Annotated in this window: 18 protein-coding genes and 2 rRNA genes; 7 read left to right on the top strand and 13 right to left on the bottom strand. The window is 71.3% G+C overall.

The genetic code is table 11. The annotated features are described in order from the left end of the window. The first annotated feature begins 239 nt into the window (after positions 1–239). A complete protein-coding gene (locus tag EBO15_RS25960; protein WP_199744815.1) occupies positions 240–2,318 on the top strand; it encodes an ATP-dependent DNA helicase in 2,079 nt (692 codons plus the stop codon). Positions 2,319–2,359: 41 nt separating this feature from the next. Here the strand turns inward: EBO15_RS25960 and EBO15_RS25955 are convergent, their stop codons facing one another. The 3 genes from EBO15_RS25955 to EBO15_RS25945 form a co-directional block, all read right to left on the bottom strand. Next, positions 2,360–3,571 carry a pyridoxal phosphate-dependent aminotransferase gene (locus tag EBO15_RS25955; protein WP_122197060.1) on the bottom strand — a complete coding sequence of 404 codons (1,212 nt, stop codon included), beginning with the start codon at positions 3,569–3,571 and terminating at the stop codon, positions 2,360–2,362. Between the two features lie 154 nt (positions 3,572–3,725). Then, positions 3,726–6,302: an ABC transporter permease gene (locus tag EBO15_RS25950; protein WP_122197059.1), complete on the bottom strand. Its 2,577-nt coding sequence runs from the start codon at positions 6,300–6,302 to the stop codon at positions 3,726–3,728. Continuing rightward, entirely contained in the window at positions 6,299–7,207 is a 909-nt protein-coding gene (locus EBO15_RS25945) for an ABC transporter ATP-binding protein (protein WP_122197058.1), read from the bottom strand. The genes EBO15_RS25950 and EBO15_RS25945 overlap by 4 nt, the downstream gene beginning before the upstream one ends. 197 nt (positions 7,208–7,404) lie before the next feature. Between EBO15_RS25945 and EBO15_RS25940 the strand changes: the two genes are divergently transcribed. From EBO15_RS25940 to EBO15_RS25925, 4 genes are all read left to right on the top strand, one after another. After that, positions 7,405–8,187, top strand: a complete 783-nt coding sequence (locus tag EBO15_RS25940) for a TetR/AcrR family transcriptional regulator (RefSeq protein WP_233616437.1) — start codon at positions 7,405–7,407, stop codon at positions 8,185–8,187. Continuing rightward, the gene (locus EBO15_RS25935; protein ID WP_122197056.1) at positions 8,184–9,206 is read left to right on the top strand and encodes an AurF N-oxygenase family protein; all 1,023 of its coding nucleotides are present in this window, start codon (positions 8,184–8,186) and stop codon (positions 9,204–9,206) included. The genes EBO15_RS25940 and EBO15_RS25935 overlap by 4 nt, the downstream gene beginning before the upstream one ends. Before the next feature lie 107 nt (positions 9,207–9,313). Next, positions 9,314–10,870, top strand: a complete 1,557-nt coding sequence (locus EBO15_RS25930) for a flavin-containing monooxygenase (RefSeq protein ID WP_267898434.1) — start codon at positions 9,314–9,316, stop codon at positions 10,868–10,870. Between the two features lie 135 nt (positions 10,871–11,005). Further along, positions 11,006–11,830 (top strand): SDR family NAD(P)-dependent oxidoreductase, encoded by an 825-nt coding sequence (locus tag EBO15_RS25925; protein WP_122197055.1) that lies wholly within the window; start codon positions 11,006–11,008, stop codon positions 11,828–11,830. Between the two features lie 79 nt (positions 11,831–11,909). Here the strand turns inward: EBO15_RS25925 and EBO15_RS25920 are convergent, their stop codons facing one another. The 4 genes from EBO15_RS25920 to ctaD form a co-directional block, all read right to left on the bottom strand. Further along, complete coding sequence (locus EBO15_RS25920) at positions 11,910–14,243, bottom strand: ATP-binding protein (protein WP_147481648.1); 2,334 nt, start codon at positions 14,241–14,243, stop codon at positions 11,910–11,912. Between the two features lie 339 nt (positions 14,244–14,582). Next, positions 14,583–15,830 (bottom strand): PP2C family protein-serine/threonine phosphatase, encoded by a 1,248-nt coding sequence (locus EBO15_RS25915; RefSeq protein WP_147481647.1) that lies wholly within the window; start codon positions 15,828–15,830, stop codon positions 14,583–14,585. Between the two features lie 294 nt (positions 15,831–16,124). Next, complete coding sequence (locus tag EBO15_RS25910; RefSeq protein ID WP_122197052.1) at positions 16,125–16,814, bottom strand: class I SAM-dependent methyltransferase family protein; 690 nt, start codon at positions 16,812–16,814, stop codon at positions 16,125–16,127. 70 nt (positions 16,815–16,884) lie between these two features. Then, entirely contained in the window at positions 16,885–18,558 is a 1,674-nt protein-coding gene (ctaD, locus tag EBO15_RS25905) for an aa3-type cytochrome oxidase subunit I (RefSeq protein WP_122197051.1), read from the bottom strand. Positions 18,559–18,657: 99 nt separating this feature from the next. Between ctaD and EBO15_RS25900 the strand changes: the two genes are divergently transcribed. Beyond that, entirely contained in the window at positions 18,658–19,152 is a 495-nt protein-coding gene (locus EBO15_RS25900; RefSeq protein WP_122197050.1) for a DUF523 domain-containing protein, read from the top strand. Between the two features lie 7 nt (positions 19,153–19,159). Beyond that, entirely contained in the window at positions 19,160–19,924 is a 765-nt protein-coding gene (locus tag EBO15_RS25895) for a glutamate racemase (RefSeq protein ID WP_122197049.1), read from the top strand. Between the two features lie 1,045 nt (positions 19,925–20,969). Here EBO15_RS25895 and EBO15_RS25890 read toward each other — a convergent pair. The 6 genes from EBO15_RS25890 to EBO15_RS25865 all read right to left on the bottom strand — a co-directional run. Further along, positions 20,970–21,836 carry a hypothetical protein gene (locus EBO15_RS25890; RefSeq protein WP_122197048.1) on the bottom strand — a complete coding sequence of 289 codons (867 nt, stop codon included), beginning with the start codon at positions 21,834–21,836 and terminating at the stop codon, positions 20,970–20,972. Positions 21,837–21,846: 10 nt separating this feature from the next. Continuing rightward, complete coding sequence (locus tag EBO15_RS25885; protein ID WP_122197047.1) at positions 21,847–22,407, bottom strand: RNA polymerase sigma factor; 561 nt, start codon at positions 22,405–22,407, stop codon at positions 21,847–21,849. Between the two features lie 86 nt (positions 22,408–22,493). Further along, complete coding sequence (locus EBO15_RS25880; protein WP_199744812.1) at positions 22,494–23,108, bottom strand: class I SAM-dependent methyltransferase; 615 nt, start codon at positions 23,106–23,108, stop codon at positions 22,494–22,496. Continuing rightward, positions 23,078–23,710 (bottom strand): DUF1707 SHOCT-like domain-containing protein, encoded by a 633-nt coding sequence (locus tag EBO15_RS25875; RefSeq protein ID WP_122197045.1) that lies wholly within the window; start codon positions 23,708–23,710, stop codon positions 23,078–23,080. Before EBO15_RS25875 ends, EBO15_RS25880 begins: the two co-directional genes overlap by 31 nt. 384 nt (positions 23,711–24,094) lie before the next feature. Next, positions 24,095–24,211, bottom strand: a 5S ribosomal RNA gene (gene rrf, locus EBO15_RS25870). A 148-nt stretch (positions 24,212–24,359) separates the two neighbouring features. Further along, a 23S ribosomal RNA gene (locus tag EBO15_RS25865) occupies positions 24,360–24,447 on the bottom strand; the annotation flags it as partial.

Here is a 24,447-nt window from a genome sequence, read left to right as displayed (position 1 = left end):
CCATTCGCCATCGAAGCCGGAAAGTGTCCCAGGTCACGACCCTGCCAACAGGGGGTGTGAGGCGGCGGCTCGGCCGCGAGCACGCCGGGCGGAGGGTAGCGTTGGGCGACGTGCCCGCCCCTGATCTGCTCTCCGCTTCCGCCGACACCGACGCCGAGGACTCGGCCGGTTCCGCGCGTCCCACCACCGCCGGCCCCACGCGTCCCAAGACGGCCGAACGGCCCGCCTCGGCGGGGCGCGTGCCGGACACGGCCACGCTGCTCGCCGCCGCCGTCCAGGCCATCGGCGGGGCCGAACGCCCTGGTCAGGTCACCATGGCGGAGGCCGTCGAGCAGGCCCTCGACGGCGGCGAGCACCTCGCCGCGCAGGCGGGCACGGGCACCGGCAAGTCGCTGGCGTACCTGATTCCGGCGATCCGCTACGCGATCAGCAAGGGCCGGACGGTCGTCGTCTCGACCGCGACGATCGCGCTGCAGCGCCAGCTCGTCGACCGCGACCTCCCGCGCCTCGCCGAGGCGCTGCGCCCGCACCTCGGCACCGAGCTGAAGTACGCGATCCTCAAGGGCCGCCGCAACTACCTCTGCCTGAACCGCGTGCAGACCGGCTTCCCGGAGGACGAGGAGGAGGACCACAGCCTCTTCGACCCGCAGCAGCTCTCCGTGCTCGGCCGCCAGGTCAAGCGCCTGAACGAGTGGGCGGACGAGACGCGGACGGGTGACCGCGACGAACTCGTCCCCGGCGTGACCGAACAGGCGTGGCGGCAGGTCGCGGTCACGGCGAAGGAGTGCCTGGGGGCCACACGCTGCCCCCAGGGCACGGAATGCTTCGCGGAGCTCGCGCGTGCGCAGGCGGGCGAGGCGCACATCGTCGTCACCAACCACGCTCTGCTCGCGATCGACGCCCTGGAGGAGTTCCAGGTGCTCCCCGAGCATGACGTCGTGATCGTGGACGAGGCCCACGAGCTCGTCGACCGCGTCACGGCCGTGGCGACCGGCGACATCTCGGCCGCGGCCGTGGACACCGCCGCCCGCCGCTGTGGACGGCTCGTCGAAGAAGGCATCGCCAGCCGGCTCAAAAGTTCGGCCGATGACTTGACCCTTCTCTTGGAGGAATTCCCCGCAGGACGCATGGACGTCCTGCCCGAGGCCCTCGGCAACGCGCTGGCCGTCGTCCGGGACGCCGCCCACGCCTGCCTGACCGCGATCGGCCCGGAGAAGAAGGAACTGGACCCCGCCGACGCGGGCGCGCGTAAAGCGGCACGCTCGGCGCTCGAGGATCTGCACGACACGTCCGTCCGGCTGCTGGAGTCCTACCAGGTCGAGATCGCCGCGCGGAACGAGGTCGTCTGGCTGGAGAAGCCGTTCGTTCAGGACGGGCGTCCGAAACGTCCGCCGACACTGCACGTCGCACCCATCGGTGTGGGCGGGCTCCTGCGCGCGACGCTCTTCGAGAAACGAACGGCCGTCCTCACGTCCGCGACGCTCACACTGGGCGGATCCTTCGAGCCGCTGGCCCGCCAATGGGGTCTGCCTCCGCTTGAGGTTCCGACCGTGCGCGACTCCGAGGCCGACCCGGCCGCGGACAAGGACAGGCCCAAGCAGGAGCTGCCCTGGTCGGGCATCGATGCGGGCTCGCCGTTCGACCACCCGCGTTCGGGCATCCTCTACGTGGCGCGGCACCTGCCGCAGCCCGGACGCGACGGGCTGCCCGACGCCTACCTGACCGAGATCACCGAGCTGATCGAGGCCGCCGGGGGCCGCACCCTCGGGCTGTTCTCGTCGATGCGCGCCGCCCGCCAGGCCGCCGACGAGCTGAAGGACCACCTGTCGCACCCGCTGCTCTGCCAGGGCGAGGACTCGACGTCCCTGCTGGTCAAGCAGTTCGCCGAGGACGAGCGGACCTGCCTGTTCGGCACCCTGTCGCTCTGGCAGGGCGTGGACGTGCCGGGGCCGTCCCTCCAGCTCGTCATCATGGACCGCATCCCGTTCCCGCGTCCGGACGACCCGGTGGCGTCGGCCCGGCAGCGCGCGGTCGCGGCGCGCGGCGGCAACGGCTTCATGGCGGTCGCGGCGACGCACGCGGCCCTATTGCTGGCGCAGGGCGCGGGACGCCTCCTGCGCGCGATGGACGACCGGGGCGTCGTGGCCGTCCTCGACCCGCGGCTCGCGACCGCGCGGTACGGCGGCTTCCTCAAGACGTCGCTGCCGCCGTTCTGGGCCACGACCGACCCGGAGACCGTCCGGGGCGCGCTGCGCCGCCTCGACCAGGCCGCGGAGGCCGCAGCAGACTCCAAGGAGAGCGGGCGGGAAGCCGAGTGAGTTCTCGGCCTCCCGCCCGCCACGGAAGTCGCGCCTGAAGGTCAGGGACGGTAGGTCGTGAGGAAGTCGCCGATCCGCCCGATCGCCTCTTCCAGGTCGTCCGCGTACTGGAGCGTGACGATCCGGAAGTGGTCGGGCGTCGGCCAGTTGAAGCCGGTGCCCTGCACGACCAGGATGTTCTGCTGCTCCAGCAGGTCGAACGCGAACCGCACGTCGTCCTTGACCGGGTACATCTCGGGGTCGAGCCGCGGGAACACGTAGAGCGCCCCCTCCGGCCGGACGCAGCTCACGCCCGGGATCTCGTTCAGCATCGTGGCTGCCCGGTCGCGCTGCTCGCCGAGGCGGCCGGTCGGCAGGACGAGCTCGTCGATGCTCTGGGTACCGCCGAGCGCCGCCTGGACGGCGAACTGCGCCGGGACGTTCGGGCACAGCCGCATGTTCGCGAGGATGTCGAGGCCCTCGATGTAGGACTCGGCGTGCTCCTTCGGCCCGGAGAGGATCACCCAGCCGGACCGGAACCCGGCGACCCGGTAGTTCTTCGACAGCCCGCCGAAGGTCAGGCAGAGCAGGTCGGGGGCCAGCGAGGCGATCGAGGTGTGCGACGCGCCGTCGTACAGGATCCGGTCGTAGATCTCGTCGGCGAAGATCAGCAGGCCGTGCCGGCGGGCCAGCTCGGTGATCTCGAGCAGCACCTCGCGCGGGTAGACCGCGCCGGTCGGGTTGTTCGGGTTGATGATCACGATCGCCCGGGTGCGATCGGTGATCTTGGCCTCCATGTCGGCCAGGTCCGGCGCCCAGCCCGCCTCCTCGTCGCACCGGTAGTGCACCGGGACGCCGCCGGACAGCGACGTCGCGGCCGTCCACAGCGGGTAGTCGGGGGCGGGGATGAGCACCTGGTCACCGTCGTCGAGCAGCGCCTGGAGCGTCATCACGATCAGCTCGGAGACGCCGTTGCCGAGGTAGACGTCCTCGACGTCCACACCCTCGATACCGGCCTCCTGGCAGCGCTGGACCACGGCGCGCCGCGCGGGCAGGATGCCCTTGGAGTCGCTGTACCCGTGCGCCTCCGGCAGGTTGCGGATCATGTCCTGCAGCACTTCGGGCGGGGCCTCGAAGCCGAACGGGGCGGGATTTCCGATGTGCAGTTTGAGGATCCTGTTCCCCTGCGCCTCGAGTTCCTTGGCGCGCTTCAGGACCGGACCCCGGATGTCGTAACAGACGTTCGCGAGCTTGCCCGACTGGTTGACCTGCATTGCAACAGCCTATCCAGGCAAACCGCGCATCCCACGCCGCACCGTCCCCTTATGCGCCCTGGGGCCCTGGGTGGCCAGATCCCAGGCGCCCCCACGCGCACGAGGGGCCGGTGCCGTCCGCCCCGGTAAGTCCAGGGCGGACGGCAGGACGGTCTCATCCAGAGGCCACGGCGGTGAGCGCGGGCAGCCTGGCCGCGCGCCGCGCGGGCCGCAGCGCGGCCAGGACGCCCGCGACGGCGCCCACCAGCAAGATCACCACGAGTGGGACGACCGGGACAGAGAACGGGTCCGACAGCGCGCTGACCAGGGCCCAGCCGAGGAAGAGGCCGAACCCCGCGCCGCCCGCCGTGCCGAACAGCGACACGATGAGCGACTCCCAGCGGATCATGGCCCGGACCTGCCCGCGGGTCGCCCCGACGGCGCGGAGCAGCCCCAGCTCCCGCGTCCGCTCGTGGACCGACAGGGCGAGCGTGTTCGCGATCCCCAGCAGGGCGATCAGGATCGCGAGGGCCAGCATCACGTACACGATCCCGAGGAACGCGTTCATCTGCTTGGTCTGGGCGGTGACGTACTCGGACCGGTTCTGGACCTCCGGGGCGCCGTACGACCGCACGAGCGAGGTGAGCGCCGCCCGGGCGTCCGCCTCGGACACGCCCTGCTTCGACGTGGCGAACACCGCGGTGTCGAGCGGACGCCGGTTGTGCGCCGCCCACGCCGTCCGCGGGACGAGGTACTCCCCGGACAGGTCGGTGCGCTTGTAGATCGCGGCGACCGTCATCGGCACGCGCGAACCGTCCGAGAACGTGACCGTCACCACCGTCCCGACCTTCCATTTCCGCTGGTCGGCGACCTTCTTCCCCACCGCCAGCACCGCCGCCCCGCCTCCGGCCGCCGCCGAACCACTTCCTGCGGCCGCCGGAGTGCTTCCGGCGGACGCGGGGTCGGAGGGGAGGGTGCCGGACGTCACGTCCAGGCTCAGGACGCGCCCGAGCAGCGCCGGGTCGGCGACGCCGACCGTCGCGGCGTGCCCGTCCACCCGGGCGGCGCCCTTCCCCAGCCCCACGGCGGTCGCGATCTGCGGCAGGGACGCGGCCTGCGTCGCCAGCGACGGCTCGAACCCGCCGGTCTCGTTGGTGCCGCCGTTCACGACCAGCCCGGACCGGAAGGACCCCGCGACGCCGTCCGCCAGGGAGGCCCGCAGCGACCCGGCGAAGACCGTGAGCAGCGTCACCACGCCGACCCCGATCATCAGCGCGGTCGCGGCGCCCGCGGTGCGGCGCGGGGACCGGACGGCGTTCTCGCGGGCGAGCCGTCCGGACACGCCGCGGAACCTGGCCGCGGGCATGCCGATGAGCGTCGCGGCCGGACGGGCCACGACCGGCCCCAGCACCACCATCGCGGCCAGCGACATCAGCGCGCCGACGCCCGTCCACGCCCCGCGCCCGATGACCGCGCCGAAGACCACCGCCCCGATCCCGACGGCCGCGACCACCGATCCCACGATGACACGCGTCTCCGACACTCCCGCGGGCTCGGCCGCGGACTCCCGCATCGCGGCGATCGGCGGGATCCGCACGGCGCGGACGGCCGGCCCGAGCACCGCCAGCAGCGTGACGACGAGCCCGACCGGCGCGGCGATCAGCACGGTCCGCGCGGTGAGCACGACGCCCTGCGCGTCCAGGCCCATGCCGAACCCGCTGAACACCAGTTTCAGCAGGAAGGCGCAGCCGGCGCCGCCCGCGATCCCGGCGGCGGTGGCGAGCCCGCCGACCACCAGGGCCTCCGCGCCGACGAGCCCCGCGAGCTGGCGGCGGCTCGCGCCGACCGCGCGCAGCAGCGCCGACTCGCGCGTCCGCTGGGCGAGCGTGATCGTGAACGTGTTGTGGATGGAGAACGCGGCGACCAGCAGCGCGACCGCGCCGAACGCTCCGAGCGCCGTCTGGAAGGTCTTCACGAAGACGTCCCGGACCTGCCCGATCCCCTCTGCGACCAGCGCCTTCCCGGTGATCGCCTCGGTTCCGGCGGGCAGCACGCGGGAGGCGCGCGCGGCGAGTTCGCCCTGCCCGACGCCCGGCGCGGCGCGCAGGGCCACCCCGGTCAGGCGGCCGGTGCCGTGCGCCACGTACCGCTGCGCGCCCTCCAGGCTGAACGCCGTGAACGCGGTCTCGCCGAACGCCGGATCCTTGCCGAACATGCTGATCCCGACGACCGTGACCGGCACCCGCTCGGGGGTGAGGACGACGGTCCGGTCACCGACGCGGAGCTTCCCGTGGTCCGCGGCGCGTTTGTTGATCACGACCTCGTCGGGCGCGCGCGGCGCGCGTCCCTGCGTGATCCGGTACGCGTTGAGCCGCGGGTCCTCGATCCAGTTCCCGGCGATGCGCGGGCCGCGCTCCGGGATGACCTTCCCGTCCCGGCCGAGCGGCTGCCCGGACCCCTGGATCACCGGCTGCGCGTCCGCGACGCCCGGCACGCCCTTCACCCGGGCCAGGACGGCCCCGTCGATCTCGCCCGGCAGGTCCCCCGGCGACTTGCTGACCTGCGTCGCGTTCCGGATCATCACGTCGGTGTGGCCGTTGGAGTTCGCGTAGTACCGGTCGATCGCGCGCGAGAGCGTGTCGCCGAGCGCGAGCGTCCCGGTGAGGAACGCGACGCCGAGGAACACCGCGACCAGGGACGACGTGAGGCGGCGGCGCCGTCCCCACAGTTCCCGGAAGGCCAGCCCGATCACGCCGCACCGCCCAGGTCGCGCATGCGGTCCAGGACGAGGCCGGGGGTCGGCGCGTCCATGACGTCCACGACGCGGCCGTCGGCGAAGAAGATCACCGAGTCCGCGCGCGCGGCGGCGGCCGGGTCGTGGGTGACCATCGCGACGGTCTGCCCGAGATCATCGACGGAGCGGCGGAGCAGCGTCAGGACCTCCGCGCCGGTGTGCGAGTCCAGGTTGCCGGTCGGTTCGTCCGCGAACACGATCTCCGGGCGGGTGATCAGTGCGCGGGCCAGCGCGACCCGCTGCTGCTGCCCGCCGGACAGCTGCGAGGGCCGGTGCCCGAGGCGTTCTCCGAGGCCGAGCGTGCGGACGACGGTGTCGAACCACTCGCCGTCGGGACGCGTCCCGGCGAGCGTCGTGGGCAGCAGGATGTTGTCCCGCGCGGTCAGCGTCGGCAGCAGGTTGAACGCCTGGAACACGAACCCGACGCGTTCGCGGCGCATCCGGGTCAGTTTCGCGTCCGGCAGCGCACCGAGGTCGACGCCGCCGACGAACACCCGCCCGGACGTCGGCGCGTCCAGGCCCGCCACGCAGTGCATCAGCGTCGACTTGCCCGCGCCGGACGGCCCCATGATCGCGGTGAAGCGGCCGCCGGGCAGGGTCACGGTCACCTCGTCCAGCGCCCGGACGGCGGTCGTGCCCGTCCCGTACACCTTGGTCAGCCGCTCGGTCCGCGCGCCTCCGTCACCGGTCCGCGCCTCCGCATCGCCCTTCCGCGCCTCCGCATCGCCCTTCCGCGCCTCCGCATCGCCCTTCCGCGCCTCCGCGTCGACATTCCGCGCCTCCGTGTCGGCGGTCCGGGCGCCCCCGTCGGCGGTCGTCGCGCCGCCCGGCGTCCCGGCGTGCTTCTCTGTGCTCTTCGTCATGGCGTCGATGGTCCGCGTGGACGGCCTCCGCGTCGTCCGGCGTGGAGCGGCTTGCGGGGTGCGCCCCCCGGAGCAGGCGCGGGCCCCGGCGTACCGCGCCGGGCGTAGGAGATCGATTGGACGCGGCGTCCAATTGTGATGCGGGCAACATACAAGCAGGCTTGATTGCTTGTAAGTGCGTCCGTACCGTCGGAAACGTGTCAGTAAGTACTCGCCGACGCCACTCCCGCCGCAGGTCCGGAGACCGCCGCACGCAGGAGGAGCGCCGATCCCGGACGCGGACGCGCCTGCTCGACGCCACCATGGAATGCCTGGCCGACCTCGGCTGGTCGGGCACGTCCACGACCGAGGTGGCACGGCGCGCGGGCGTGTCCCGGGGCGCCCAGCAGCACCACTACCCGACCAAGATGGTCCTGGTGGCGGCCGCGCTGGAGCACCTGCTGGAGCGGCAGCGCTTCGCCTACGAGACCGCGTTCGCGGTGCTGCCGCCCGAGCGGCGCAACGTGGAGGGCGCGCTCGACCTGCTCTGGGAGGTGTTCCGCGGCCGTCCCGCCCGGGCACTGCTCGAGCTCACGGTCGCCGCGCGCACCGACGACGAGCTCCGCCCGCTCTGCCGCGACCTGAACGAGCGCATCCTCCAGGTCATCCTGGAGACGTTCGGACGGCTCTTCCCGACGACCAACGTCCCGGACGACGCCGTCCCGACCATGCTGCGCGCCGTGTTCGCGATGTTCGTCGGCCTGTCGGTCCAGCACGCGCTGGACGGCGACGCCGAGGGCCACCAGAAGGCCGTCCTGGCACAGGTCAAGAGCGTCGCCAGCCTGATCATCCCCGCCCCGCCGGCCCCGCCCGCCTCACCCACCCCGGACACTCCGGACGTCTCGGACACCCGCGCGGACGTCCCGCCCGCGCCCGAGGTCCCGGAGGACACCGACTCGGGAACCGCCGACCCCCTGACCCCCGAGGGAGCACGATCATGACCAAGGCCCCCACCGACCTGGCCGACGAAGTCCGCGAGCAGGTCAAGGACCGCAAGTCCTACCTGAGCGTCATCGACCGCCTGAACAAGGCGTCGGTGGACAAGCACTGGGAGGCGTACGCGGACATCCCCTGGGACGACCCGGACTTCCAGGTGGACCGGAACGACCCCCGCTTCGTCCTGCCCGACTTCGACCGGCTCGGCCGGACGGAGTGGTACCGCTCGCAGCCGCCGGAGATCCGGTCCCAGATCGGGCTGTGGCGGGTCGCGACCGCGATGAAGATCGGCCTGCAGTTCGAGAACCTGCTGAAGCGCGGCCTGCTGAACTTCGCGTACTGGCTGCCGAACGGCCGTCCGGAGTTCCGGTACGTCTACCACGAGACGACCGAGGAATGTCATCACGGCATGATGTTCCAGGAGTTCGTGAACCGGACGAAGCTCCCGATCAAGGGCATGCCGCGGTCCCTCACGGTCGTCGCGCAGGCGGCCCCCTGGATCCCGCTGATCAGCACCGAGATGTTCTTCATCTTCGTGCTCGGCGGCGAGGACCCGATCGACTACGTGCAGCGCAAGTCGCTCAAGGGCGGGCACATCAAGCACCCCCTCGAAGAGACCATCATGCGGATCCACATCGCCGAGGAGGCCCGGCACATCTCGTTCGCCCGGCACTACCTCAAGCACCGGATCCCGCGGATGGCGAAGGCGCGCCGCCGCGTGCTCGGCATCGCGACGCCGATCGTGCTGGGCGTGATGGCGCGGATCATGCTGGCCCCGCCCGGCCCGATGGTGCGGCACTTCAACATCCCCAAGGACGTCGTCCGCGAGGCGTACCAGAGCCCGGTCGCGAAGGCGGAGATCGCCAACTCGGTCGGCAAGATCCGCGACCTCATGGCCGAGCTGGACGTCATCACCCCGCTGAACAAGCGCATCTGGAAGGCGTTCGGCATCTGGGACGAGCCCGGACGGCGCCGTGAGCTGCCGGACGAGAAGCCGTCCCGCCGCACCGCGAGGACGGCCTGACCGTGGCCCACGCCCACCCCGCCCCCGGCACCGACGTCCCGCATCGGACGGTCACGCATCGGACGGTCACGCCGGCGGCCGGTCCAGGCGGCGCGTACAAGGTCGTCATCATCGGGACGGGATTCTCCGGCCTGTGCATGGCGATCGGCCTGAAGAAGGCGGGCGTGCACGACTTCGTCATCCTCGAGAAGGCGGACGAGGTCGGCGGCACCTGGCGGGAGAACACCTACCCGGGCTGCGCCTGCGACATCATGTCGCTGCTCTACTCCTACTCGTTCGAGCCCAAATCCGACTGGTCCCGGATGTTCCCGAAGCAGCGCGAGCTGCTCCAGTACATCAAGGACATCGTCGACAAGTACGACCTGCTCCAGCACATCCGGTTCAACACCGAGGCGGTCGGAGCGGAGTACGACGACGACACCGCCACCTGGAACGTCCTGGTCGACGACGGCGACGAGACCGTCCGCGGGCGGGCCCTCGTGTCCGCGATGGGCCCCCTGCATCAGCCGAACGTCCCGGACCTTCCCGGCCTGGCGTCCTTCGCGGGGAAGGTCTTCCACTCCGCCGAGTGGGACCACGACTACGACCTCACCGGCAAGCGCGTCGCGGTGATCGGGACGGGCGCGTCCGCGATCCAGTTCGTCCCGAGGATCGCCCGGCGGACCGGGCACCTGACGGTGTTCCAGCGGACGCCGCCATGGATCCTGCCGAAGCCGGACCGTCCCCTCACCGGTGTCGAGCGGACGCTGTTCCGGCGTGTCCCCGGCGTCCAGCGCATCTACCGGAACGGCATCTACCTGCTCCAGGAGAGCTTCGTCCTCGGGTTCGAGAACCCGCGGCTGCTGAAGATCGCCTCGACGCTCGCCAAGGCGCACCTGGCCCGCCAGGTCCCGGACCCCGGACTGCGCCGCGAGCTGACCCCCGACTACACGATGGGCTGCAAGCGGACGCTCGTGTCCAGCGACTACTACCCGGCGCTGACCAGGCCCGACGTGGAACTGACCACGTCGGGGATCCGGGAGGTCCGGGCGGGCTCGATCGTGACGGAGGACGGCCGGGAGCACGAGGTCGACGCGATCGTCCTCGGCACCGGCTTCCACGTCACCGACGCGTTCGAGCACGCGCACATCGTCGGCCGGGGCGGCCTGCGGATCCAGGACGCCTGGCGGGACGGCGTCGAGGCGCACCTCGGCGTCACCGTCGCGGGCTTCCCGAACCTGTTCCTGCTGCTCGGCCCGAACTCCGGACTCGGCCACAACTCGATGATCTTCATCATCGAGGCGCAGGTCCGGCACGCGCTCCAGTGCCTGCGCCTGCTGGACGCGACCGGCTCGGCGTCGATCGCCGTCCGGCGCGGCACGCAGGACCGGTTCAACGCGTGGGTCCAGCGCAGGTCGGCGGGCGCGGTCTGGGTCGCGGGCGGCTGCACGTCCTGGTACCTGGACCGCGACGGGGTGAACCGGGCCGCCTGGCCCGCGTCCACCGCGAACTACTGGCTGCGCACCCGCCGCCTGGACCCGGCGTCCTACGAACTCGGCGCCCCGACCGGCGGCGCCCCGACGGGTGGTCACCGGGCCGACCGTGACAGAGCCGGCAGTGACCGGGCCGGCGGTGACCGGGCCGAACCCGGGGGCCCCGCGCGGCGGCCCGCGGCGGCTGGCTAGACTGCCGCCAGCTTTATTGAACCAACCATCCAATTAGCCACCGCGGGACCGGCCGCACTCCCCCCTGCGGGCCGGTCCCGCGGCCCGGCGCTCCCCCGGCCCCCGAGCCCCCTGACATCGAGCGGAGCAGCGACGATGAGCATTGCGATCGTGACCGGCGGCGCGTCCGGCATCGGACGGGCGGTCGCCACCGCCCTGGTGTCCCGCGGCGACACCGTCGTGGTCACCGACATCAACGCCGAAGGCGCCGAGTACGTCGCCGGACGGCTCAACACCCTCGGCCGGGGCAAGGCCACCGCCGCCCGCCTCGACGTCACCGACGCCGACGCCGTCGCCGAGCTCTACCAGGGCGTCAAGGCCGAGCACGGCACGCTCGACCTGGTCTTCAACAACGCGGGCATCGCCATCGGCGGCCTCGCCGAGGAGCTGACCCTCGACCACTGGAACCGGGCGATCGACATCAACCTCAAGGGCGTCGTCCACGGCGTCCACGCGGCCTACCCGATCATGCTCGAGCAGGGCTCCGGCCACATCGTGAACACCGCCTCGCTGGCCGGCCTCGTCCCGATGCCCATCGGCATCCCCTACACCGCGACCAAGCACGCCGTCGTCGGCCTCTCCCTCGGCCTGCGCGCCGAGGCCGCCACCCGCGGCGTCAAGGTCAGCGTCGTCTGCCCGTCCTTCGTCGACACCCCGCTGCTCAGCAACGTCAACCCGGGCCTCCCGGCGACCCCGCTGTCCGGCAACGCCAAGGACGACATCCAGAAGGCGTCCCCCCGCCTCTACACCGCCGAGAAGCTGGCCCGCGACATCATCCGCGGCATCCAGCGCAACCAGGCCCTCATCGTCGCCCCCGCCTCCGGCCGGGCCGCCTGGCGCGGCGCGCGCCTCAACCCCTCCGCCGCCGTCCGCGTGGCCCAGTTCGCCGTCAGCAAGGTCCTCGCCGACAAGAAGCGCTGAAACCGAGTGCCCGTCCCCTACCGGACGGGCACTCTCCCAGCCTGACGCGCCATTCGACCCTGGACCTCGTGCGCGCGGGTCAGGGTTCGCGGGCGTCGGGGGCCAACGCGTAGGCGACGGCCGCCTCCTGGTCGAGGACGGCTCCGGCGTCGCGTTCGTGTTCGTAGGCGGCGTCACCGAGCCGGTCACGAGCGGCGCGTTCGGCCTCGTCGTGGATGTCGCCGAGCGCCAGGATGGACAGACCCGGCGTGGTCGCGGTGTGCAGCACCGCCGCGGCGACGCCGTGAAGGCGGGCCGCGCGGGCCGGGCCGCCGAGCGCGACGGCCGCCGCCGCGAGCACCTCCAGCTGCAACGCCGCGCCCATCGCGTCCTGGAACTCCAGCTTGACCGCGAGCGCCGCGCGCGCCCGCCCGGACGCCTCCTCCGGACGGTCCCGCCGGAGCTCCACCCGCGCCAGGATCCAGTCCAGGTGCGACCACCACCACAGGTCACCGTGCCCCGCGCACAGCTCCACCGCCCGGACGAGCAGGTCGGCGGCCCGGTCGAGCTCGCCGCAGCGGTCGAGCAGCAACCCGATCACCCCGAGCGCGAGCAGCGGGTCGAGATCGTCCGGACGCCCCGCACGAGCCGAGAGGACATCGTCCAGCGTCCCGCTCAGCACATGCGCCGCCTCCCGCGCCGCATCCCGAGCCCCCACCCGCCTCACCGCATCCCGCCGACCCGCCTCCCCCACGGCGTCCCGCGGCCCCACTTCCCTTGCACCACCCTGCGGACCTGCTTCCCTTGCATCGTCCTGCGGATCCGCCTCCGGACGGGCTGAACCGCCGTCGACCTTCCACCCGCCACCCGACACGCCCGGCACCGGAGGCGGCGCGTCCGCAGGCCCCGGCAGATTCCCGCCCGTCCCGGCCGCGATGCAGGCGATCACGCGGGCGCGCAGCGCGAGCAGGTGGTCGCCGTGGTCGAGGGCCTCCGCGCGGGCGACCTCGGCCGTCTCGCACGCGACCTCGACGTCCGCGCGGGCGAACGCGACCCAGGCCAGATGGCAGCGGGCGCGGGCGCGTTCGGGGCCCGGCGGCGGCTCGTCCGCCAGAAGCCGTTCCAGGTGGTACCGGCCCTCACGCGTCAGCCCCCGGACGATCCACAAGGGCCACAGCGCCGCGGCCAACTCCAGCCCCGCCCGCCGATCCGCCTCTCCGACGCCCTCATAGGTCAGCGCGCCGCGGAAGTTCCCCAGGTCGGCGAGAAGCCCCCGGTACAGGGCGAACTGGTGCGCGCCGAACCAGTCCCGGTCGGCCCGGCGCGCGACGACCAGATAGTGATCACGATGACGGCGCCGCATCAGCTGCTCCTCGCCGAGAAGCCGCAGCCAGCCGAGCCCGTACTCCCGGACGGTGTCCAGCAGCCGGTACCGCGTCCCGTCGTCGTGATCGCCCAGGTACAGGATGGACTTGTCCACCAGGCCCGCGAGCAGCGCGCACACGGTCCCGGCGGGCAGCCGCTCGTCGGCGCACACGGCGCTCGCGGCGTCCGCGTCGAACCCGCCCTCGAAGACCGAGAGGCGCGCCCACAGCAGCCGTTCGGCCGGCGTGCACAGCTCGTGACTCCACCCGATCGCGGTACGCAGCGTCTGATGCCGGGGCAGACCAGGACGCGCCGCACCGAGCACCGCGAACCGGTCGCGGAGCCGTCCGAGCACCTCCTCCAGCGGCATCTCCCGCATCCGGACGGCGGCGAGCTCGATCGCGAACGGGATCCCGTCCAGCCTCCGGCACAGCCGCGCCACCTGCGGCGCGTTCCCGGCGGTCAGCGCGAACCCGGGCACGGCCTCCGCGGCCCGCAACACGAACAGCCGGACCGACTCGACCTCGGCGAGCCTGCGCAGGTCGGCGGGATGGAACACCGGACGTTCACAGTCCGCCTCCGTCGGCACCGGCAGCGGCCGGACGACCAGCCGGTACTCCTCCGGCATCGCGAGCCCCTGCCGCGCGGTCGCGATGAACCGGACACCGGGAGCCCCCTTCCGGAGCGTCCCGATCAGCTCGCCGACCGCTTCCCGCAGGTGCTCGCACCCGTCGAGCACGAGCAGCGCCTTCCGGCCCGCGAGGAAGTCGAGCAGGACGTCCGCCGGTGCGCGCCCGGGCTGGTCGACGACCCCCATGGCCGCCGTCACCCCGTGCGCCAGCAGCGCCGGATGCCGGATCTCGTCGATCCGGACGAACCACGTGCCGTCCGGGAAGAACACCCGCAGCTCCTGCGCCGCCCGCAGCGCCAGCCGTGTCTTCCCCACGCCACCGACACCGGTGAGCGTCACCGGCCGTCCGTGCCCGATCTGTTCCCGAACGGTGGCGAGCTCGCGCACCCGATCCACCAACCCGACCCGCACCAGCGACGAGCGGTCATCCTGGAACACCGTCACCTCCCACAGCACACCCCCTCCGACGTCCCCCCACCCGTTATCCCCCACCCCCGCCCGTTGCGCGACCCTGGATCGATCCACAAGTCACCGTCTCCACCCCGCGCCACAGAAGTCGCACCCGCCCCGGATACCGAGCACGCTGAACCCCGCCGCCACGACACGCCTGATCACAAGGCCGTACCGCAGCACCACGCCTCGCGCCATGGCGCGCCCGCCCCTCACGCCCCTCGAACACGCTTCGCCGCGAGAGACGTTTCTCCGGAATTCCGGACGCCCTGCCACTCGGACATCACCGCATGCCGCAGGAGACGGACACAGGCGGAACGCAGGGAATCAGCAGCCGTCCGCGGGCTCATGCGCGAGGTCGCTCGTCCGGCGAGGCGCGTGCGCCAGATCGTCCCCACCACACGGAGGCCGCGCCGAACCGGGATCGTCCCCACCACACGGGCGCGGCGTCGAAACGGGGTCGACGTCGAGGGACAGGAGCGTGGCGTCGTCCTGGAGACGGCCGCCCGCGTGCGTGTGGAGATCCGCCTCCAACGCGTCCAGCAGGACGTCCGGATCCGGGTGGACGAGCGCGGCGGCGCGTTCCGCGAGCGGGTAGAAACGGCCGGCGGCATCACGGGATTCGGTCACGCCGTCCGTGTAGAGCAGCAGATGTCCCCCACCGGACGGCAGGGGGAGCGGACCCGGCGGGCACGCGTCGCCCGCGAGCGCGATCAGGCCGAGCGGCGGCGCGGGCGGCAGCGCGTCCACGAACGTCGACGCCCCGTCGAGGGACAGCAGCAGCGGCGGCGGATGCCCGCAGTTGACCACTTCCGCCGCGTCGCCGCCCGGCGGGATCTGGACGAGCAGCGCGGTGACGAAGTCCTCCGCGCCGCCGCGGCGGGCGAGGAACCCGTCGAGGCGCAGCGCCACGCCGGTCAGCGTCGGCTCGTTGTGCGCCAGCTCGCGGAACGCGCCGAGCACGTCCGCGGCCTGCTCGACCGCGGCCAGGCCCTTGCCCCGCACGTCTCCGACGATGACGCGGACACCGTAGGAGGTCTCCATCACCGAGTACAGGTCGCCGCCGAGCCCCGCCTCCCCCGCGTCCGCGAGGTAGCGGACGCGAGTGCGCACCCCGCCGGTCCAGTACGGCGCGGGACGCAGCACGGCCCGGCGCATGGTGTCGGTGATCGCGCGCAGGTCGGCCTGCGCGTGGTCGCTGCGCTCACGGCTCCGGGCCGCGACCGCCATCATCGCGGTCGTGCCGAGCACACCGCCGATCACGGCCCCGAATCGCAGCAGGTCATCGGAGATCATCGATGTCTCGAGGACGCCGAGGGTCGCGAGCGTGGCCGCGCCGGTCACCACGACGAACCGCGTCGAGGACGGCCGCAGCCCGGCCAGCACCGGCACGGCGATGAGCAGGCCGATCACCGAGCCGCCGCCGGGCAGGCACAGGTCGGCCGCGGCGACGACCAGCAGCGCGGCGAGCGGAAGGCACGCGGCGGGGTCGACACAGAGGAAGTGACGAATCCAGGCCATGGGGAGGGGACGCCGTTCGTCGTGGACGTCATCCGTGAGCAACGCGGTGCTCACGGACCGCTGTCAGTCGCTGATTGTAGCCCGGCGAATACGACCCGGATCCTTAATCCGGGAAACGGATCCCGCACCACGTCCCGTCCCACGGACGTCACGACAACGCGCCACCGTCACGGGCTCGAGTGCCGTTCCCACAGGTGAGGCCCCGTCCCACAAGCGCGGAACCTGCGAAACGGGACCGGTCGACGAATTCGATCAATGGGGATACGGACAGGGACGGCGGCCGGACCGGGCCGTTCTCAGCGGGAGAGGCGGTCTGATCGGCGGCCGATTCTCAGGGGGAGACAGTGGTCATTCAGGCCAAGGACGCCCCTTGCGGAGCACGTCGTACCCGACGAACGTGAACATCTGGCCGCCGCGCCGGAGGGGCTGGGGCGTCCCGGTGAAACGGTGCATGCCCACGCCGTAGGCGCTCTCCTCGGGCGGGGAGATCCAGCGTTCCTCGAAGTCGTGCTCGGCGAACCACTCCCTGATGCGCGGGGTCACGTCGGGCGGCTGGCGGTTGCGGGTCCACACGACGGACGCGCCGGGCGCGCACAACTGCGGCAGGTGGCCGATGGTGCGCTCGATGTCGACGTCCGCGATGTTGCCGAACACCCCGCACACCAGCACCACGTTCGCCGGCACGGCCCCCGCGTAGGCGTCGGTGCGGGACGCGTCGCCGACCACCGCCGACACCCGCTTGAGCCCGGCGTCCCGGGCCGCCGCGCCCGCCCGGCGGACGTTCGCCGGATCCAGCTCGACGAGCCGTCCGGCCAGGTCGTCACGGCGCGGATGGTCGCGCAGGGCGCCGATCAGGTCACGGCCCTGACCCGCGCATAAGCTGATCGCCCGGATCCGGCCCTGCGGCGCGGCGTCCACGGCCTCGCGGAGGCGCTGCTGAACGGTCCACAGCCGCCGCGACAACGCCGATCCCGGCTCGTCGTAAGCGTCATGCCAGGCCGCCCAGTCACGCCGGACCGGCTGGTTGCATTGCTCCATGCGCAGCAATGTAGACGCAGCGTGATCTATGGGTCGCGGAACGGAACCGGTGGCCGGTCCCGGACTTCCGCTAGCCCTCGGGCTCCGGAGCGTGCTCGGGCGCGGCCTCCGCCGGCAGCTTGGGATAGTGCAGGTCGAACGCGGGACGCTCCGAGCGGATGCGCGGGATCGCCGCGAAGTTGTGCCGCGGCGGGGGACAGGACGTGGCCCATTCCAGGGAATTGCCGTATCCCCAAGGGTCGTCCACGTCGACACGCTTTCCATGCCTCCAGGTGACATAGACGTTGTAGAGGAAGAACAGGGTGGAGGCGCCGAGCAGGAACGCGCCGATGCTCGAGACGCGGTTCAGCCCGGTGAACTCCTTGGGGTAGTCCGCGTACCGGCGGGGCAGGCCCTCCGCGCCCAGCCAGTGCTGGACGAGGAAGGTGGTGTGGAACCCGACGAACAGCGTCCAGAAGTGGATCTTGCCGAGGGTCTCGTTCAGCATCGTCCCGGTGAACTTCGGCCACCAGAAGTAGAAGCCGCCGAACATCGCGAACACGACCGTCCCGAACACCACGTAGTGGAAGTGCGCGACGACGAAGTAGGAGTCCTGGAGCTGGAAGTCCAGCGGCGGCGACGCCAGGATGATCCCGGTCAGCCCGCCGAACAGGAACGTCACCAGGAATCCGATCGCCCAGAGCATGGGCGTCTCGAAGGTGAGGTTGCCCCGCCACATCGTCCCGACCCAGTTGAAGAACTTCACGCCCGTCGGCACCGCGATCAGGTACGTCATGAACGAGAAGAACGGCAGCAGCACCTGCCCGGTGGTGAACATGTGGTGCGCCCACACCGCCATCGACAGACCCGCGATCCCGATCGTCGCGGCGACCATGCCGAAGTAGCCGAACAGCGGTTTGCGGCTGAACACCGGGATGATCTCGGTGATGATCCCGAAGAACGGCAGCGCGATGATGTACACCTCGGGATGGCCGAAGAACCAGAACAGGTGCTGCCAGGTCAGCGCCCCGCCGACGTCCGCGTCGAACACGTGCGCGCCGAACCGCCGGTCGGCCTCCAGCACCAGCAGCGCCGCCGCCAGCACCGGAAACGCCAGCAGGATCAGCAGGCTGGTGAGCAGGGTGTTCCAGGTGAAGATCGGCAGCCGGAACATCGTCATGCCGGGCGCGCGCATCCCGATGATCGTGGTGATGAAGTTGACCGCGCCGAGGATCGTCCCGAACCCGGACAGCGCCAGCCCCATGATCCACATGTCGCCGCCGAGGCCCGGGGACCGGATGGAGCTGGTCAGCGGCGAGTACGCCGTCCAGCCGAACGCGGCCGACCCGCCCGGCGTCACGAACGACAGCATCACGATGATCCCGCCGAACAGGAAGAACCAGTAGCTCAGCATGTTCATCCGCGGGAACGCCACGTCCGGCGCGCCGATCTGCAACGGCATGATCTCGTTCGCGAACCCCACGAACAGCGGGGTCGCGAACAGCAGCAGCATGACCGTCCCGTGCATGGTGAACAGCTGGTTGTACTGCTCGTTGCTGACGATCTGCTGTCCGGGCGAGAACAGCTCCGCCCGGATCACCATCGCCATCAGGCCCGCGAGGAGGAAGAACACGAACGAGGTGATGAGATAGAGGTGCCCGATCACCTTGTGGTCGGTGGTCGTGATCCAAGACACCAGGACCGATCCCCGGGCGTGCCGCCGCCGCGGGGGCGCCTCGGGAAGGGGGCGGCCGAGTAGGACCATGCCGTACTCCCTTGGAACGGGGGGTGTCCTCAACTATTCGCCGGTCTCCCGTGAGACGCAAGACACATCGCTTCACACCGACCTCCTAGGCTGTTGTCCGTGGAGCGGATATTGGTGAGTTCCTGCCTGTTGGGGCGGCCGGTGCGTTACGACGCCACGGCCAAGCCCGTATCGGACGACCTTTTCGAGCGCTGGCGCGCCGAGGGCCGCCTCGTCCCCGTATGCCCCGAGATCTCCGGCGGCCTCCCCGTCCCCCGCCCCCCGGCCGAACTGATGGGCGCCGGCCGGGAACCGGAACGCTCCACCCAGGGGCCGCAGATCATGACCGCCTCCGGCGAGGACGTCACGGAGGAGTTCCTGCGAGGGGCCCAGATCGCCCTCGAAACCGCGCGCCGAGCCGGGACCCGGATCGCGATCCTGAAGGAGTCCAGCCCGTCCTGCGGAAGCCACCGCGTCTACGACGGCACCTTCAGCGGCACCCAGGTCCCCGGGATGGGCGTCACAGCGGCCCTGCTCACCTCGGCCGGAATCCGGGTATTCAGCGAGGACGACCTTCCTGAAGCCGCCGCCTACCTGGCCGAACTCGAATCCTGAGGCCCGCATGCGCATCGCTCTCATCGACTCCGGCTTCGGCCTGCTCGCCGCCGCCGCGGCCGTCCGCCGCGTCCGCCCGGACGCCGACCTGGTCCTCTCCTGGGACCCGGACGGCGCCCCCTGGGGCCCGCGCCCGCCGGAAGAGATCACCGACCGGGCCCTCGCCTGCGCCGGCGCGGCCGCCGCGACCGAGCCCGACGCGCTGATCGTGGCCTGCAACACCGCCACCGTCCACGCCCTCCCCACCCTGCGCCTGGCGTTCGAACCCGCCGTCCCCGTGATCGGCACCGTCCCGGCGATCAAGCCCGCCGCCTCGGCGGGCGTCCCCGTCGCCGTGTGGGCGACCGCCGCCACCACGCACAGCGCCTACCAGGCCGACCTGATCCGCCGCTTCGCCCCGGACGTCCCCGTCCACCGCGTCGCCTGCCCCGGCCTCGCCGACGCCGTCGACTCCGGCGACCCGAGCCGCCTCCGCACCGCCATCGACACCGCCGTCCGCGCCACCCCCGACGACGTCAAGCACGTCGTCCTGGGCTGCACCCACTACGAACTGATCGCCCCCCAGATCGCCGCCGCCTTCCCCTCCTCCCCCGAACTCTTCAGCTCCGCCTCAGCCCTAGCCACCCAGACCCTCCGCCGCCTCAACGAGACCCCCATCCCGGAGGCCGCCCCCACCGGCACCCTCACCGTCTTCCAGAGCGGCCGCCAAACCCCCCTCCCTCCCATAGCCCAGCGCTACTGGACCTCCCTCCTCCCCTCCCCCGTCTCCTAACCCCACCCCCCACACCGCCTCGAGCCAGACCGCTCCACCGGATAGGTCGAGCGCACGGCGCAACCACCGTGACCTCCCCCCGCCTCCCCAGGGGACGTCCACGCACGAACCGGCGCCTCAGACTCCCCCCAGCCCGCCCTTGCCGCAGGGCCGCAGAACCCACATCGCCCACAAGGGCGCAGCCCTGCCTGCCTCGGATCAATTCGAAGAGAGCCTGGGAGCTGGGCGCGCCGGTCGCGTGGCGGGAGCACGTGGCGAGGCCGAACCGGATGCCTGGAGCAGGTGGTCCGGGGACGGACCGGCGTTCGCCACAGCCGTCCCGGTTCAGGAGGATTTCCTCCCGGAACCGGGGTGGTGTTGGGGCCCCGCGCACGGGCATTCGCGGCGCGATGACCCGATGGTGCGATGACCCGATGGTGCGACGGATCGTTCCACCCCCACAGGCCTAAGCACGTAGGGCCTAAGCACGTAGGGCCTAAGCACGTCTCCCCGCACCCGCAGACCGTGAGCCGGGGAACAGGGACACCCGTCGTCGCCGAACCCAGCGAGGCAGCACGACGCCGCAACAACAGCGCGGCAACGGTTCAGAGATGGCTCGGAGATGGCTCGGCAACGGCGAGCCATGGCGGGCGCGGCTGCGCTCGCCCCCGAGGGCCGCGGTGGCGCAGGACCCGCCCCGGCCACCGAAGCACGGAGAGGCTCTGCGGGTCCTCATCATGGTGCCCGTGGCCGCCGGTCGAGGTGGCGAGTCGCCTCGTCAGTCGCATGGGTGGCTGGCCCGAAAGCCGTCTCGAAGGGGCGTGCCCGCGTAGCCGGCATGCTTGAAGCTGCAAGGCAGCGGTGCGCGGAGGCAACGTGGGTTCTCGGGGCCTGGCGCGCATGGATGGTTCCGTCGACTCCCGCGTAGTCCTCTTGCCCGAGTGCCGCCCAGCCAACCACGCCCCACGTCTCCCCCATCGACCGGTGCTCGTGCAGCAAGCCCTCCGAAGCGGTTTGGGCTGATGCTGGTCGGTTCGTTGGCTCTGGCTGGCTGGCATGTCGGCGATCAGCTCGGGGTGGTTTGCGGGGTGGTGGGGGCCGGGTTGTGAGCCAGACCAGGACTTGGGGGGCCGAGGAAGCGGCCTTGGAGGGGTTCGGAGCGGCCCGACTGGTGGGTGACGATGCCGGGGCCGTAGCGGGACAGAGCCTTCGCGGCTTCAGCGGGGTGGTCGGTGCCGACATCGATGCGCCCGTCCGGTAGCCGACCGACGCCGAAAATCTCGAAGTCAGAGTGTTTGGGCTGACCGATGATCCGCGTGACGATCCGGTCCGCGTCGGTCTCGTTCCTGTAGGCCCCGCGAATCTCCACGGTCACGTCGTGGACGGCACTGCACACGGCCTTGTCCAGGCGGCCGTTCGGGATTCGGTAGACCGTGACCTTGCGCCAGGCGGTGTCGATGGAAATGCCCGCGTACCAGCGCTCCAGCGAGCCAGGCCGGCGTCCGCCCTTGATGACGGCTTTGCCACCGCCGATGGCATTCTCGATGGTCCCGGCGGCACGGGCGAGGGCGGCCTGGTCGGGCGGACCGGAGCTACCGGGCTCGGGCGTCGTCGGGCTGGCCTGCCTAGCGGCGCCGCAGTACTTCGGGGGCGCGTTGACCCAGGACGGCGGTGCGACGGCGACCAAGGTCTCCGGAGAGGTGGAACCGGTCGTGCCGGGGTTCCCGGCCGGACGGGTCGCCGCCCAGATCTGCGGGATCCCCACCGCGGTCGCGGCCGCCGCCCCTGCCGCGACGACGAGGGTCGTGTTCCGCGCGCGCCTGCGCCGCCGAACCCGCCTGGTCAGTTCTTCCGAGCCGACCGACAGGGGATGTGCCTCGTCCGCCAGGTCGCTGATGCGACGCGCCAGGATCTCTTCGAGCTTCGACTCCATGATTCTCCCCCTACTTCCTCGCCGCCGAAGAAGCCTGCGCGTGTGTGCCGCGCGCAGCCACCTCCGTTCGTCCCCCATGCGCGGCTTCGCCGTCGCCCAGCAGCTCGGCCAGGCGCTGGTGCGCCTCGCTCAGGTAGCGCTTGACCGAGCCTTCGCGGCAGCCCAACTCGGCCGCGATCTGGGCGACGGTCAGGTCCTCGTAATAGCGCAGCACCGCGCACGCACGTTGTCGTGGTGACAGCCGGGCCAATGCCGCACGCACATCCGCGTTCACCACGACCTGCCCGGACGCATCCGGCACGTAGTCCCGACGGTGAAGCAGAGGGCTCACCCTTCTCCAGACCCGCCCGCTGCGCTTGGCGTCCAGAAAGCGGTTGAGCATGATGCGCCGAACGTACGCCTCGGCTTCGTCCTCCGTCCGATGACCGGGGCGCGCGAACGCACGCACCAGCGCCTCTTGCACCAGGTCGTCCGCCTCGGCGTCATCACCGCACAAGAGGAACGCGTATCGCTTCAACGCCGCGCCCCGCCGATCCGCGAGCGCGGCCATGGTCTGAGCCCAGACAGCCATGCACCCTCCGCCTCAACGTCGTCACCCTGAAAAACGGCTGACAGACACAGAACGTTGGGGTGCATCCGCGATTTTGTTCCCCCCGATCACGCAGAGCGCGCGGCGAACCTCCGTTTCGCCTGGTCAGGGAGATCTCGCTCAAGAAGGATCGAGAACCGATCCGAGAGAAGGGACGCCGGTTCGCCCTCGCTGAGGCACCACTCGGGCGGCAGGCCGGGTCGGCGGATCCGAGCCTCCTCAGTGAACGCCTCCCACAGAACGAGCCCACCCGGCTGGACGGCCTCGACCGCCGCCCTAAAGAGAGGCTCGTCCCAGTAACCGGTACAAAGCACGACCGCGTACACATCGTCGACAGGCGGTCGCCACGTCACAAGATCCGCCTGGACGAGCGTCACGCGCCCTTCCAACACCCGCCGCTGTGCCTCCTCGCGCAACCATCCCAAAGCGACCTCAGACACGTCGACGGCCGTCACCGCCCGCCCATCCGCCGCGAACCGCAGTGCGCTACCCGACGGCCCACACGCCAGATCCAGAACCGGCCCGTCCGGAATCTCCCTCGCGAACGCCCATTCCACAAGCGAATGTGGTGCGAACTCCGGCTCGCCGGCCGCCTCGTACTTCGCGTTCCAGCGCACCCGATCCGGGTGCGCCGACAGCTCCCCGCCCCGCATCAGTACTTGGGAGGACGTCGGAACAGCCACTTGAAGAATCCGCGCCGCGGCGGCCGCGCCAGAATGCTCCCGCTACGCACGGATCCAACGATCTCCACCCGAAGGAACGTCTCCGGAACAGGCTCTCTCCCCGCCCGCGGGACGCGAATCTTCACCGATCCGCTCTTCACCCCGACCTCATCGGCGTCCACCACGATCCCAGGACGGGTCACGATCGTCAGGGTGCCGCTCTTGACCTCGGTGGTGATCCGCAGGACACCGTGGCTGATGACGGCCGACGTCAGATCCAGCTTCACAGTGCCGCTACGGACGGAAACATCCATCGCCCGCGGCACCACCCACTCACCTTCGCGCGACACGCTGCTGCTGCCGACCTCGATCCGCACGAGATCCTTGGCCTTCGCCACAGGCACCGGCCCCGCCTCGGCGAGAGGGGCTGGAAGGTCCGTCACCAGGGCGGCGAGGTCGGCCTCAGTCCGTGCCCCGAGCGCCCGTTCAAGCCGCTCATCCAGCTCCTCGAGGGTCAGCCGGCCATCCCCGGCGGCGACCCTCAGCTGCTCGGCGACCCGATCCCGTTCCTCGTGCGACACCCTCAGTGCAGGCCGCCGCTCCGGCAGACTCTCCTCCGTCATGCAAGGAACAGTATTCGTTCCACCCCTCTGGAAGCAGCGCTTCGTTCGAGAGCTTCCCATCATGCGTCCATACGCCCCACCCGACCACCAAGCAGCACTCGACGCAGCCCGACCCGAAGGCCACCCGAAGATCGCCTGCCGCTGTGGCTCTTGTGGGATGGCACCGGCGCCACGTCCGCCGCAAGCCGCGCGTGCGCCTGGCGCTCCGGGACAGCTTCGACGTGCTGCTTCCCCGCAGCCGCACCCCAACCCACGCTGCTTTGAACAATGTTCCGCTACAAAAACAAAAAGGCCCCGCCACGAAAATGGCGGGGCCTCCCCCAACACAAACACACAAAAAAGGAGTGGGGCCCGCCACAATGTGGCGGGCCCCACCCAATATAAGTCCGGCGGCGTCCTACTCTCCCACACAGTCTCCCATGCAGTACCATCGGCGCTGAGGGGCTTAACTACCGGGTTCGGGATGGGACCGGGTGTTTCCCCCTCGCCATAACCACCGAACGATCAACGCACAACCCCCGCAAGGGTTGGCAAGTCTCGTCCGAGCCGTTAAAGCTCAGTATTCACATGTACGGAACCCAGTTGTTTTCTGGGAACCACACAGGGACGCGAACATCTCGAACAGCAGCGATTGGTTTGAACGCTCAGTGTGTTCAAGCCACTCGGCCTATTAGTACCGGTCGACTCCACACGTTACCGCGCTTCCATCCCCGGCCTATCAACCCAATCGTCTCTTG

The organism is Actinomadura harenae (genome assembly GCF_003696215.1).
In the GTDB taxonomy this organism is placed as follows: Bacteria; Actinomycetota; Actinomycetes; order Streptosporangiales; family Streptosporangiaceae; genus Spirillospora; species Spirillospora harenae.
This window is presented reverse-complemented; position numbering and strand designations above follow the sequence as displayed.

Bases quoted from the DNA above. Each gene is read 5' to 3' on its own strand.
- EBO15_RS25895 (WP_122197049.1), top strand. From the start codon at position 19,160: ATGCGCATCGCTCTCATCGACTCCGGCTTCGGCCTGCTCGCCGCCGCC.
- EBO15_RS25890 (WP_122197048.1), bottom strand. From the start codon at position 21,836: ATGGAGTCGAAGCTCGAAGAGATCCTGGCGCGTCGCATCAGCGACCTG.
- EBO15_RS25910 (WP_122197052.1), bottom strand. From the start codon at position 16,814: ATGGAGCAATGCAACCAGCCGGTCCGGCGTGACTGGGCGGCCTGGCAT.
- EBO15_RS25875 (WP_122197045.1), bottom strand. From the start codon at position 23,710: ATGACGGAGGAGAGTCTGCCGGAGCGGCGGCCTGCACTGAGGGTGTCG.
- EBO15_RS25885 (WP_122197047.1), bottom strand. From the start codon at position 22,407: ATGGCTGTCTGGGCTCAGACCATGGCCGCGCTCGCGGATCGGCGGGGC.
- EBO15_RS25955 (WP_122197060.1), bottom strand. From the start codon at position 3,571: ATGCAGGTCAACCAGTCGGGCAAGCTCGCGAACGTCTGTTACGACATC.
- ctaD (WP_122197051.1), bottom strand. From the start codon at position 18,558: ATGGTCCTACTCGGCCGCCCCCTTCCCGAGGCGCCCCCGCGGCGGCGG.
- EBO15_RS25945 (WP_122197058.1), bottom strand. From the start codon at position 7,207: ATGACGAAGAGCACAGAGAAGCACGCCGGGACGCCGGGCGGCGCGACG.
- EBO15_RS25925 (WP_122197055.1), top strand. From the start codon at position 11,006: ATGAGCATTGCGATCGTGACCGGCGGCGCGTCCGGCATCGGACGGGCG.
- EBO15_RS25935 (WP_122197056.1), top strand. From the start codon at position 8,184: ATGACCAAGGCCCCCACCGACCTGGCCGACGAAGTCCGCGAGCAGGTC.